General features: G+C 39.5%; 9 protein-coding genes. 5 read left to right on the plus strand and 4 right to left on the minus strand.

Annotation, left to right across the window (positions count from 1 at the left end):
• The 5 genes from BLS35_RS25750 to BLS35_RS25770 all read left to right on the plus strand — a co-directional run.
• A partial coding sequence (locus BLS35_RS25750) for an MBG domain-containing protein (RefSeq protein WP_175459636.1) occupies positions 1 to 1,632 on the plus strand: 1,632 nt, incomplete at its 5' end.
• A 62-nt stretch (positions 1,633 to 1,694) separates the two neighbouring features.
• The gene (locus tag BLS35_RS25755; protein WP_090786994.1) at positions 1,695 to 2,579 is read left to right on the plus strand and encodes a PorP/SprF family type IX secretion system membrane protein; all 885 of its coding nucleotides are present in this window, start codon (positions 1,695 to 1,697) and stop codon (positions 2,577 to 2,579) included.
• 80 nt (positions 2,580 to 2,659) lie between these two features.
• On the plus strand, positions 2,660 to 3,172 hold the full coding sequence (locus BLS35_RS25760; protein WP_090786997.1) for a glutathione peroxidase: 513 nt from the start codon (positions 2,660 to 2,662) through the stop codon (positions 3,170 to 3,172).
• A gap of 104 nt (positions 3,173 to 3,276) precedes the next feature.
• Entirely contained in the window at positions 3,277 to 4,035 is a 759-nt protein-coding gene (locus tag BLS35_RS25765) for a 5'-nucleotidase C-terminal domain-containing protein (protein ID WP_090787001.1), read from the plus strand.
• Entirely contained in the window at positions 4,013 to 4,960 is a 948-nt protein-coding gene (locus BLS35_RS25770; RefSeq protein ID WP_090787004.1) for a bifunctional metallophosphatase/5'-nucleotidase, read from the plus strand. The genes BLS35_RS25765 and BLS35_RS25770 overlap by 23 nt, the downstream gene beginning before the upstream one ends.
• A 4-nt stretch (positions 4,961 to 4,964) precedes the next feature.
• Here the strand turns inward: BLS35_RS25770 and mnmA are convergent, their stop codons facing one another.
• From mnmA to BLS35_RS25790, 4 genes are all read right to left on the minus strand, one after another.
• Positions 4,965 to 6,056, minus strand: a complete 1,092-nt coding sequence (gene mnmA, locus BLS35_RS25775) for a tRNA 2-thiouridine(34) synthase MnmA (RefSeq protein ID WP_090787007.1) — start codon at positions 6,054 to 6,056, stop codon at positions 4,965 to 4,967.
• Between the two features lie 163 nt (positions 6,057 to 6,219).
• Positions 6,220 to 7,911: a RagB/SusD family nutrient uptake outer membrane protein gene (locus BLS35_RS25780; protein ID WP_090787010.1), complete on the minus strand. Its 1,692-nt coding sequence runs from the start codon at positions 7,909 to 7,911 to the stop codon at positions 6,220 to 6,222.
• Positions 7,912 to 7,928: 17 nt separating this feature from the next.
• Positions 7,929 to 11,066 carry a SusC/RagA family TonB-linked outer membrane protein gene (locus BLS35_RS25785; RefSeq protein ID WP_090787013.1) on the minus strand — a complete coding sequence of 1,046 codons (3,138 nt, stop codon included), beginning with the start codon at positions 11,064 to 11,066 and terminating at the stop codon, positions 7,929 to 7,931.
• A gap of 20 nt (positions 11,067 to 11,086) precedes the next feature.
• Entirely contained in the window at positions 11,087 to 13,204 is a 2,118-nt protein-coding gene (locus tag BLS35_RS25790) for a surface glycan-binding family protein (RefSeq protein ID WP_090787016.1), read from the minus strand.
• Between the last annotated feature and the right edge of the window lie 9 nt (positions 13,205 to 13,213).

The following is a 13,213-nucleotide window of genomic DNA, read 5'->3' on the forward strand; positions in this document are numbered from 1 at the left end:
CCTGCAAACTTTGCCATCACGGCTAAAGCAATTACTGTAACTGCTAATGCAGGACAAAACAAGGTGTATGGAAGTAACGATCCGGAATTAGCCTATACCATCACCAGTGGCGGGCCATTAAAATCTGGCGATACCTTTACCGGTACGTTGAGCAGGGCAGTTGGAGAAAACATCGGTACTACTTATGCCATTGGACAAGGTACTTTAACTGCGGGTATTAATTATACACTTACTTATGTAGGCGGCAATTTTGCCATTACTAAAGCACCATTGGTAATTACTGCAGATAAGAAAGAGAAATTTGTCGGAACAGCCAATCCTGTGTTAACGGTTAGCTATTCAGGATTTGTTAATGGCGAAACCGCCGCCGTGTTAGCCACAGCACCAGGCATTACTACTACAGCATTAGCAGGCAGTCCAATTGGCGACTATCCGATTAAAGCCAGTGGAGCTACAGCAGCAAACTACAACATTAGTTATGTGGATGGCATTCTTAAAATTAAACCGGGTGCACCAACCAGTGTCAACCTGGCAGCTGTTACACTGTATGAGAACGGGCCGATTGGAACAAATGCAGGTGTACTGAGCAGCACATCTGACGATCCAGGTGCTACCTTTACTTATTCGTTAGTTGCCGGAGCAGGCGATACCGACAATGCCTCATTTGCCATTTCAGGAACGTCAGTTAATTCAGCCATAATTCTTGACTATGAAACTAAAGCAACTTATAACATTCGGGTAAGAAGTACAACTCAATACGGGTTTTCATTAGACAAGGTAATCAGTATCAATCTTACTGATGTCAACGAAGCACCAACACTTGATAATATTGGAAATTCAACTATATGTTATACAAGAACGGGGCAGTCAGTACCTCTAAACGGTATTACTGCCGGACCGGAAACCACACAAATAACTACCATTAGTGTAAGTAGCAGTAACCCTGGATTGTTTGCCAGCCTCACAGCCAGCAAATCAGGAACCACTGGCACAGTAAATTATACGGTTAATAATGGTGTAGTTGGTAGTGCAACGCTTACTGTAACGATTAAAGATAATGGCGGTACGGCAAACGGAGGGGTAGATACCTATTCCAGAACTTTTGTAGTTACTGTGAATCCATTGCCTGTAATTACGGTTGCAAGTGATAAGGGACAAAGTATCAGTAAAGGGGAAACTTTTCTGTTAACCGCTACCGGAGGTGCCACTTACGCATGGTCTGCAAACAACATCCTACTAAACGGGCAAACCACAGCAGTTCTGTCCGCCAGACCAAGGGAAACCACCACCTATACCGTTACGGTTACCAATACAAGTGGATGTTCGGATACCAAAAGTATCACCATTAACGTACTTGATGATCTTGAAAAAATCAAGGCAACCAATATTCTAACGCCAAATGGAGATGGATACAATGATAAATGGCTTATTGATAATATAGACTTCTATCCAAACAATGAGGTTCGGATTTTTGACCAGGCGGGCAAATCAATCTACAGAAAAAAAGGATATGACAATAGTTGGGATGGTACATTCAACGGTATAGGACTGAGTGAAGGAACCTATTATTACATTATAGATTTTGGTACTGGAAGGCGTGTTTTTAAAGGATTTATTACCATTGCACGGTAGGGCGATAGGAAGATGACAATAATTGCAGTTATTAAAAGACTTGAAAAAAAATTACAAGAAAGATGAAAAGATTCTGTTTACTATTCTCCCTACTGATCATCTTAGTGATGATCAGCGGTCAAAGCAAAGCACAGCTGAATCCATTGGCAGCACAATATTATACTAACCAATACCTTATTAATCCGGCATTTGCCGGGGCAGGTGATGGGCTCAAAGTGAATGCGGCATACCGTAAACTATGGAGCAATGTACCGGGCTCGCCCTTAACACAAAACCTGACTGCCGATTATGGCTTTAACAAAGTCGGGCTAGGCTTAACTGTAAATAATGAAAGTGCTGGTCTGCAAAGACAAACCCGGATTGTGGGTAGCTATGCCTATCACCTGAAACTCAACGAGCAGGATGATCAGCTACATTTTGGCGTGTCATTGGGCTTGATGAGCCAGCGCCTGGAAAATGCAGATATTTATGGTAATCCGAGTGACCCGACGGTGGGGCAGTACAATGACCGTAAGACTTATCTTGATGGTGATTTCGGAATTGCTTATACCTCAGGAAAGCTGAGCCTTCAAGCATCAATCCCTAATTTGAAAAGCGTATTGAAAAAGGATGTGATCAAACTGGCTGATGTGGCGACTTTTTACACCGCTGCAAGTTATAAGATCAGCATAAGTGAAGGAGCGGATGGCATGGATCTGGAGCCGCTAGTGGCTTACCGCGGGGTAAAGGGCTTCGATAACATCTGGGATGCTGGAGCGCAACTGGCAATTGCCAATAAGCAGGTATTTTTATTGGGCATGTACCATAGTACGAAGAATACTACCTTCGGATTAGGTATGGACTTCAAAAAGAAATACCTGGTTAGCGGAACCTATACCACACAGACATCGGCATTAAGCAGTTATACCAATGGGAGTTTTGAATTGAACCTGAGGTTGAAAATTTAAATTATGATGATTTACTTTATCATTATGCATTTCTAAACTATTTCTACATAACTTCGTACATACCATAAAAACAAAAAGACATGAATACATTATTGATATTACTAACGATGTTTTTTACCCCTCCGGCAAAAAGCGTTTACGATTTCTCTTTTAAAACGATTGACGGCAAAGAAGTAAAGCTGTCGAAATTTAAAGGCAAAAAGATCCTTATCGTGAATACAGCTTCGAAATGTGGGTATACACCACAATATGAAGATCTGGAGAAATTGCAAAAGCAATATGGTAAAAACGTGGTATTGATTGGTTTCCCAGCTGGTAATTTTGGCGGACAGGAACTAGCTACCAACACTGAGATCAAAGAATTTTGTACAGGAAAATACAATGTTACCTTCTTACTAGCGGAGAAAAGCAGTGTAAAAGGGGATGACATTACACCTTTATTCAAATACCTGACTACGGCTGAGAATCCTGATTTTACAGGTGACATCAACTGGAATTTCGAGAAATTTCTAATCAATGAAAAAGGACAACTAGTACATCGTTTCCGTTCTAAAGTAAAACCTTTAGATGAGGCGATTACTAAGAATTTGTAAGTAAAGGTCGCTTTGCTGTAAAAAAGAGAAATTCGTAACCTGGATTTCTCTTTTTTTTAACCTCACATTCTAATGTTTCATGTATTTTTGTAACCATATTAACTATGGATTATCTCAGATCATTCCGGAATTATCTGGCGCTATTAGCTGTTCTTTTAGTCGCTTCCTGTTCATCTGGCTATCAGTTGGCCAAGTCCAACAGGGCAGAGTATGCTATTAACAAAGATGTAGCGGTCGACAGTTCTGTAGTTAAAACCTATTTGCCTTATAAAAAGCAGCTTGATGCAGAAATGAATCAGGTTTTGGGTTATTCTGATGTGCTGATGGTAAAAAGCAATGATCTTCCGGAAACCATACTAGGCAATTTCTTCTCAGATGCTGCATTGCAACAAGCTTTAAAAATTGACCCAACGATCGATTTTGCCATGCCTTCTACAAAAGGCGGGATCAGGGTGGATGTTCCAAAAGGCGACATTAAATTGTCGAATATATTTGAACTGATGCCTTTCGAAAATGAGCTGATTGCTTTTACTTTAAAAGGCACGGATGTACAGCAATTACTAAATTTTATTGCAGCTACAAGTGGACAGCCTGTTGCTGGTTTACGCATGAAAATCGTAGATAGGAAGCCTGTTGACGTATTTATCAATGGCAAAGCATTTGATCCAAATAAAACCTACCGTGTGCTCACCTCGGATTATATAGCTGGCGGTGGCGACAATGCATTGGGTTTTAAAGACCCTATAGAAAAAAAAGTGTTGGACCTAAAAGTCCGCCAGGCACTTATCAATTATGTAAAAGAAAATCAGGCTGCTGGCAAAACCATTAATCCTAAATTAGATGGAAGAATTACAAAAGATTAATCGTAGAGATTTTATCAAAACGGGAGGGATAGCTGCTGCTGCTACTGCATTGAGTTTAAGTTCTCTAAACGGTTTTGCTGCTGGTGATGTATTGAAGCTTACCATCCTACACACCAATGATGTACACAGTAGGATAGAACCCTTTCCGATGGATGGTTCTAAGAATCAAGGTTTAGGCGGGACTGCGAGACGATCAGCGCTGATCAAACAGATTAGAGCTAAGGAATCAAATGTACTGTTACTTGACGCAGGTGATATTTTTCAGGGCACACCTTATTTTAATAAGTTTGGTGGTGAGTTGGAGATCAAATTAATGAGTGCCATGGGCTATGATGCCGCAACAATGGGTAATCATGATTTTGACAACGGTCTGGCTGGTTTTAATAAACAGCTACCACATGCTAATTTCCCAATACTGTGTAGCAATTACGATTTCTCGAATACCTTGCTTAAGGGGGCTACTAAACCTTACCAGATATTTAAAAAGGCTGGATTAAAGATTGGGGTATTTGGAATTGGTATCGAACTGAAAGGTTTGGTTGAAGGTAAAAACTACGGGGATACTGTTTTTATTGATCCTATTGCAAAAGCCAATGAAATGGCGGATTTGCTAAAGCAAGATTTGAAATGCGATCTGGTAATCTGCTTATCTCATTTGGGTTATAAATATGCTTCTAACAAAGTATCGGATCAAGTACTAGCAAAAAACAACAAGAACATAGATCTGATTATTGGCGGGCATACGCACACTTTTATGGATCAGCCTGAAGATGTACAGAACTTAAGTGGTCGCATTACAACCATTAACCAGGTTGGCTTTGCAGGTATCAATTTGGGTAGAATAGATTATTATTTTGAACGATATAAAGGCAAGCGGATTAAAACCGCTTCACCTTATATTATTTCAAACGAATTAGATAGCTAAATCCCTAGCAAAGGAAGCCGCCACCTAAAAGGTCGTTTCCTTCGTAAAACACAGCCGATTGTCCCGGTGCGATAGCTGATACATTGTGATCAAATGTTACACGCATTTTATCGTTCTCTTGTACAATTGTACTTAGCATACCTGCATCTTTATAACGTATTTTAGTCACCACATTATCCATAGGTGCTAAAATATTTTCGTATTTAACCAGATTTACATTTCTTACCAGCGCTTCCCTGCGTTCCAGTTCGTCAGCTCTACCCAATACTACGGTATTACTTTCAGGAAGGATTTGGGTAACAAACATAGGCTCGCCAAAAGCAATACCTAAACCTTTTCTTTGTCCGATGGTATAGAATGGGTAGCCTTTATGTTGTCCTACAACCATGCCATTGCTGGTAATGAAATTACCACCTGCAACACGTTGCTCCAGATCTTCTACTTTATGCTTTAAGAAGGCACGGTAATCGTTGTCAGGCACAAAGCAAATCTCGTAGCTTTCGCTTTTCTTAGCCAATTCTTCTTGTCCCATATCCAATGCCATTTGTCTGATCTCAGATTTGGCAAAAGAACCTAATGGGAATTGAGTACGTGCAAGGTTTTCTTGAGAAACACCCCACAGTACATAAGATTGATCTTTGTTTTCGTCTTTACCTTTTGAAATCACATGACGACCTGAATCCAGTTGACGGATGTTGGCGTAATGTCCGGTTGCGATAAATTCGCAATCCAATTTATTAGCGCGTTTTAATAAAGCTTCCCATTTGATGTGGGTGTTACATAAAACACATGGGTTAGGGGTACGACCTGCAAGGTATTCATCAACGAAGTTATCGATTACAAAATCCCCAAACTCGTCTCTGATATCAAGGATGTAATGCGGAAAACCATAGTTTACAGCTAGCGTACGGGCATCGTTAATGCTATCCAGACTGCAACATCCGGTTTCCTTACTGCTGCTTCCTGAAGTGGCATAATCCCATGTTTTCATGGTTAAGCCAATTACTTCATACCCTTGTTCGTGCAACATTACTGCTGCTACTGAACTATCAACACCGCCACTCATGGCGACTAATATTCTACCGCGTTTACTCATAATTTTTTAATACTGACTCGGGTTCAAGGCCCGGCATATAAATACAAGCCGCAAAAGTAAGGCTTTTTAAGCGGAATTTTGAGTAGGGGTAGTCAATTAGGTGTAAATAAAAAAAGCGGTTAGAAAAATTCTAACCGCTTTTAAAGATTCAATTATTTATGGATTACCAAAGATAGTTTTGTTTAAACTGAGTTGCTAAATCCATTTCCCTTTGTGGAATTGGGAATAGATCGTGTTTGCCTTTAGTAGTATAACCAGGAGTTGCAACTGCATAATTAGGTGTACCAGCAATAGTCCACCAGGTACCTAGTTTTATCGATGTACTTTTAACAGTTTCGTAGTATACACCCCAACGGATTAAATCTAACTTTCTGTCGCCTTCGAAAGCCAATTCGAAAGCACGCTCTTTGTGAACAGCATCGCGGAAAGCTGTCACATCTAAACCTGCTGGTACATCAGCTAAAGCACTAGCTGTACCTACAGGTAAGCCATAACCACGTCTTCTTACCATATTGATGGCGGTATACGCGTCGGTAGTTGGTCCTTGTTTCCATTCGTTCAATGCTTCTGCATAGATCAATAATACATCTGCATAACGCAAGACATACCAATTGATGTTAGATTTATCATTATTGATCAGCTTATTGCTTTGAGGAACATATTTCTCCGTATCCCATTTGCCTGGGGTATAGTTTTGTTTTTCTTTTTGTTTTTTTGTCGGGTCGGCATCATTAGCTTGTCCAACCTGCTCAGACTCCGTAGCACCTTTTGCATATAGCGTTTTAGTTGGGCTATATTGATAGTTGGCTACTGAAATATCTCTTCTTAAATCCTCTGGATAGTTGCGCCAATCCAATACAAAAGTATGTACAACCTTTACGTTGGCAGCATTACTACCGCGATCAACAGTAGTTGTAGCTTTAACACCATTCCATTTACCAATACGACCTATCGGATCAAGACTTCCGTTAGTTGCTGTTGGAGAATAGAAAGAAACTTCAATTAAGCTTTCTGTTGAATTCCAAAGACCAGCACCAGAGTTTTTCCATAGTTGCTCATAGCTATCCAACAATCCATGTTTGTTAGACTCTACTAGTATTTGTGCCGTTTTTGCTGCCTTCTCCCATTTAGAAATGTCTTTAACAGGACTTCCTGCCCAGGTTGCGTATACTTTGGCTAATAATCCTAAAGCAGAACCTTTGGAAAGGCGGAAGCTTTTATTCACTCTGTAGGTATCATCTACAGCATAAGGAAGATTGTCTACCGCATATTGTAAATCCTGCTCTATAAACTCATAAACTTTTGCCGGATCTTCCTGTACAAAGGTCGTAGGAGGCTGGCTAGACATCGCTGTATTGGTAACTAAAGCAATATGTCCATAACGACGCAATAGTTCAAAATAATATAGACCACGCAAAGCTTTTGCTTCAGCGATATAGATTGTGGCCAAACGCTTATCAGCATCTGTATAATTTACCATTTTCGTTTCAATGCTTTCGATGAAATCAGTGGCATTGTAAACAGAGTTATACAATTTAGCATAGCTGGCTTGTATTTCTGCCTGATTTGGGCTAAATGAATTGGTAGGGATAATACGGAAGTTTTCGTTGGTGCTACCTTCAACCTGAGAGATATCAGTACCCATAGTAAACAGGATAGATAGGTTGAAACCATATATCTCATCTGTAACCATATTACGATACACACCCAGTAATACGTTTTCGGCTTCCGCCGCATTGTTCATATACTTATTTTTATCAATATCTGTTTTTGATTCTTCCATCAGGTAATCTTTACATGATGTGCTCATCATTAGCACAAATGCTGCTAGTATATAATATATTTTCGTTTTCATTTCTTCTTTCTTTTTGATTAAAACTGAACTTCCACACCGAATGTAAACACCTTGCTTTTTGGATATGCACCCCAATCCAATCCTGGAGTCATCGGGTTGTTACCAGATGTGCTCACTTCTGGATCATAGCCACTGTATCCTGAGAAAGTAAGTAAATTTTGTGCTGAGGTAAATACTCTGGCACGTGACATATAAGCTTTTTTAGACCATTTAGTAGGTAGGGTATAGCCTAATGAAACACTTTTCAATCTTACAAATGAACCATCCTCAACAAAGCGAGAATAAATATCGTTGGTCACATATCCATTAGTAGAAGGCACAAGGTTAGATGCATGCGTTGGTGTCCATCTATCTGCAACCTCTGCTAACATATTTCTACGTCCAGAACGAGATTGTGTGGCATATAAACGCGTTGCATTGTAGATGTCATTACCATAGTTGAATTGTACCTGCACACCTAGATCAAAGTTTTTATAGTTGAATGTATTGTTGAAACCACCATAAAATTTAGGTATAGCATGACCAATAATCGTACGGTCTTTAGTTGTGATTACTCCATCACCATCCTGATCTTTATATTTTACCATTCCTGGTGCTACGTTTGTAAGACGTTTGTTATTGGTAACTCCATCTTTTAAGATCATTTTTCCATCAGGAGTAGTATTGAAGTCGCTGTATTGATAAACACCATCAAATTCATAACCGTATATCAATCCTAAAGATTGACCAACAATCGCCGCGTAATCGTTTTCAGTAAAATTACTATCAAAACCAGAGCGGGTGTACATTGCGTTGGCACCAGATTGCAGTGCAACCAATTCATTTTTAATGAATGAAATATTGAAATTGGTTTCCCAGGAGAAATCTTTCTTTAAAATCGGTTTACCAGTTATCGCCAACTCGAAACCTTTGTTTCTGATTTTCCCGATATTTTGATACTGAGAGGAGAAGCCTGTTAGCTCAGCAAGAGATTGGGCTAACAAAAGGTCTTTGGTATCCTTGATAAAGAAATCTGTAACCATAGTTACGCGATTTTTTAAGAATCCCCAATCCAATCCCATATTGATGGTAGATGATCCTTCCCATTTCAGGTTTGCGTTTTTAAGTTGTTTTGGGATCAATACTGTTGATGTAGTGTTGCCAATACCATATTTGCTGATGTCGTAAAGATCGAGTGAAAGGAAATTGGATATTCTATCGTTACCAACAACTCCCCATCCCAAACGAAGTTTAAGGTCTGAAATCGCAGGGATGCTTTTCATGAAATCTTCTTGTGAAATACGCCATGCTGCAGCAACAGAAGGGAAGTAACCCCATTTGTTTTTCTCAGAGAAAACTGTGGATCCATCAGCTCTTAATGTCGCAGTTAACAAGTACTTATTGTCGTAATTGTAATTTGCTCTGGCGAAGAAAGACAAAAGTTTTTTATCTGAATAGCCTGTGTTTACACGACTTGGTGTAGCACCAACGCCTAAATTATCATTACCCAGGTTATCAAAAGGGAAGTCCATTGCCTGACCTAACAAAAACTCGGAACTGTTGAAAGACAACTCCTGACCTAACATTACATCGTAAGAGTTTTTGTTGTCAATTTTCTTTTTCCAGGTTAAGTTGTTATAGTTCGTCCAACGTACATTTTTACCCATTTGTGTTTGTCCATAAGGCTTTTGTCCGTTACGGAAAGCCTCTTTTGAACCGTTTTTATAAAACTGGTCGATACGTGTGTTGGTGGTGTTATAGGTTCCTGCCGAACGGAAAGTTAAGCCTTTCATAATCTCCCAATTCACTGATAAATTGGAACCCCATAATTCTTCTCCTCTGTTGTTGATCACAGACTGAGTTTGTACGATAGGATTTACCTGGGCTAAACTTGTACCATCTTCTAACATAACTGGGTCGATAGCTGATGACAATAGCGCTTCATTATCCATATTCAGTCCACCGGTTGGTCTGGCACTAAAAATCTGCGCCAGCATATTAAACCTTCCGTTGTCTGCTGTAGTTCCAAGTCCTGACTTATTGGTTTTACCGTAGTTGATCGTAGCATCTACAGTAATGTTGTTGGTCAATTTTTGGTTGATTCTCATCTTAGCGGCAGTTCTACCAAAATCGCTATTGTTGAAAATACCATTTTCATTGTACCTGTTTAGAGAGAAATTGTACTTTGTGGTTTCTAAACCGCCACTTACTGAAAAGTTTTGATCATTTGACCAGGTAGGTCTGAATGTTTCATCTTGCCAGTTTACGCCTTGTACGCCTTTGTAATCTTCGGCCGACTGGTATTTGTAAGGTATTCCGTTATCGTCTACGCCTGGTTTATAATAAGTACCGGCATAAGCGCTGTTTACATCAGACTGTAGTCTTACAAACTCATAAGGACTCAATAAATCTAATGTCTTATTGATAGTACGGTAAGTACTAGAGTTACTATAGTTTAGTACTGGCTTTCCTACTTTTCCGGATTTAGTGGTAATCAAAACTACTCCGTTTGCAGCTCTTGCTCCATATATAGCGGAAGCAGAAGCGTCCTTAAGTACTTCTACAGATTCGATATCTGTATTTGGTAAGAAATTAAGGTTGCTCACTTCAAATCCATCTACAATATAAAGAGGAGAGGCGTCGCCTGTTAAAGTTCCTATTCCACGAATGTTGACATTAAATCCAGCACCTGGTTCACCATCTAATGAGGTGATTTGTACACCTGCAACCTGACCACCTAAGGCACCTAAAACGGATGCTGATTTAAAACCTTCTACATCTTTTCCTTTTACAGTAGAAACAGATCCAGTAAGATCAGAACGTTTTACTGTGCTATAACCTACAACAACGAACTCGTCTAACAATGCTGCATCTGGTTTTAATCTGATCGTTATATCATCCTGATCACCGATACGAATGGACTGTTGTGCGTAACCTATATAAGAAACCGTTAAGGTTTCACCTTTTTGGACACGTATTGAAAAAGTACCTTTTTCACTGGTCATGGTTTTATTCGTTTTTCCAACCATGACTACTGTTGCTCCCATTAGGGGAGCATTTGTTTCGTCTAAAACTTTTCCTTTTAAGGTGCGTTGCTGTGCGTACAGACTTACAGACCATAATAACGCCACGATGGCCATAATGATCCCCTTATTTACACTTATCTGCTTTATCATATGTTGTATTTCTGTTCTATTTAAAATTTCGTATCAAACCATAAAATAATAGGAAGTACTGTCGTTCCATTTTGAGGGTCAGTTCCATCAGTCATATAGGTCATCTGTCCAATGAATACCCCGTTGGCAGCTTCTCCATTGTAAGTCCATTTATTTGGGTTTACAACCAATTCGAAAGTAGTGGCATCTACGTAAGCTAGTGCTTGACTAAGGATACCTTTAGGATTACCCCAATAATAAGACAGTGGATTTCTTGAACCATAATTCGGTGAGGTACTTGTGTTCTCGGCATATTTATCAAATAACCTCCCCAAAAATGTACCTGCGGCTGGTACGCCATTTACTTGAGTACCAAAGAAATTATAGTAGTTGAAAGTTCTTCTGTAATCCAATGTAAATTTGCTCTTATCAGCAACTCCGGTAATTAAAGGTTTTACAGAGCGACCTCCAGTATTTGGATTTACTTGAAGAACGAATGGTGAATAATCAACTAAGGCATTTGAATTTTGAACAAAGACAGGAGTTTGTACGGCATACTCTTCAGGTGTTCCTTTTCCTGCGGTAGCAGTTACCATAAAGACTGCAGATTGTGGCGTATTGATACCAGCGAACGAGATCTGTCCTGTACTAGCGTTTATTGTTGTTCCAGCCCCTTGGTGAATAATTGCAATTTCATAGGTCAAGCTTACATTAGCATCTGTTGTTGGTGTAGGCTTTATGGTGGCAATAGGGTTGGCTGCACTTATGCGATATTGGTTTGCATAGTTTTGTGCGGGTGCTAAGCCAAGGTTATTGCCGTATCTTACGTAAGTAAAGAAATTTGGATTTGCACCCACTGTTAGTGTAAAGGTAGCAACAGATTCACCTTTTGGATTTGTTGCTTTTACTTTGATGGTATAGCTTCCCAAGGCAATCGTGTTACCTTTAACCGCAGAGATACCCCCTTGAGCATTTAAAGTAACTTTACCTTGCAATGCTGCAGGTAAGTCTACAAATTCAAATTTAACTTCGTCACCTTTGAAGCCTGCGCTAGGAGTTACAGTAAAGGCAACAGCTTGAGTTGCATTCTTATTTTGATAAGTAAATGATTGTATCGGTTCAATGAATTGAACAACATTCAGTACAAAAACATCATTAAAATCTACACCAACCTGGTCGTAAACATTTTTTGCATTTACTGTAATTTTATATTGTTGTCCGGCAGTAAGTCCGTGGTTTTCTGCAACGGAAATCACTCCCGTTTGTGGATTAATCGTTATTTTATTTGTAGCCGGGGTGATGCTTTTGATAGCGTATACCAATTCGTTTAATGACCCCTTAAGTACTGGGACGTTACTCGTAAATGAAGTTTTACCGCTTAGCGCAGATTCTTCTTCTATCTTGCCCAATGATGGGGTATAGGTTAATCCCAAAGGCTTAGAAATAACATCTATTGTTACTGCATCTTGGAATATTCCTTCATCTTGTCCTGATGCTCCAGTTGTTAACTTAAGTGAAAGCACATATTTTCCTGGCAATAAAGTCGCATCACCTTTTACAACCGAAATAACTCCGGTATTAGATATGGCAAAGTATTTGGAAAAATCACTTTTTGCTATTTCATATTTTGTTATAGAAACGTGATTCTTGTCTGTCGTCACTTGAGCCGTAGGCAATTCTACGGTGCTCTGAAGATTAATAACATCGGCATAATTAACTGTCAGTTTGTTTGGCACTACTGTAATACCATCTGGGACAGGTTTCATCATGTTGATGTCGATCGCATCTTTAAATTCATATCTTTTACCATTAGAAACACAGCTAATCGTAAGTTTATAATGGCCAACAGGTATGCCCGCTGTTTCCTTTATACTTACAGTCCCATCTTCCTTATTGATTTCAAAGCTATTGCCTGAATAGGCAGTGCCATCTAATGTGATACTCACAATTTCAAAGGAATTAGGTTGACTCCCGATATAAGATGGAGCGGCAATAACACCTGACATAGATGGCCCAATATCAGTCATACCGGTATAGTGTATAGTGAAAGTTGTGCTATCCACAACTTCTTCCTTTTTACATGCCGCAGTAAGGAGCAACAATGCAAATACCCACGAGAGGTATCCTTTTAGTTTTTGTTTTGTATTTATTGAATTCATAATATATGA

Origin of the sequence: Pedobacter sp. ok626 (assembly GCF_900100435.1) — a bacterium.
Lineage (GTDB): Bacteria > Bacteroidota > Bacteroidia > Sphingobacteriales > Sphingobacteriaceae > Pedobacter.

Coding starts and splice junctions, on each gene's coding strand:
- BLS35_RS25755 (WP_090786994.1), top strand. CDS start 1,695: ATGAAAAGATTCTGTTTACTATTCTCCCTACTGATCATCTTAGTGATG.
- BLS35_RS25760 (WP_090786997.1), top strand. CDS start 2,660: ATGAATACATTATTGATATTACTAACGATGTTTTTTACCCCTCCGGCA.
- BLS35_RS25765 (WP_090787001.1), top strand. CDS start 3,277: ATGGATTATCTCAGATCATTCCGGAATTATCTGGCGCTATTAGCTGTT.
- BLS35_RS25770 (WP_090787004.1), top strand. CDS start 4,013: ATGGAAGAATTACAAAAGATTAATCGTAGAGATTTTATCAAAACGGGA.
- mnmA (WP_090787007.1), bottom strand. CDS start 6,056: ATGAGTAAACGCGGTAGAATATTAGTCGCCATGAGTGGCGGTGTTGAT.
- BLS35_RS25780 (WP_090787010.1), bottom strand. CDS start 7,911: ATGAAAACGAAAATATATTATATACTAGCAGCATTTGTGCTAATGATG.
- BLS35_RS25785 (WP_090787013.1), bottom strand. CDS start 11,066: ATGATAAAGCAGATAAGTGTAAATAAGGGGATCATTATGGCCATCGTG.
- BLS35_RS25790 (WP_090787016.1), bottom strand. CDS start 13,204: ATGAATTCAATAAATACAAAACAAAAACTAAAAGGATACCTCTCGTGG.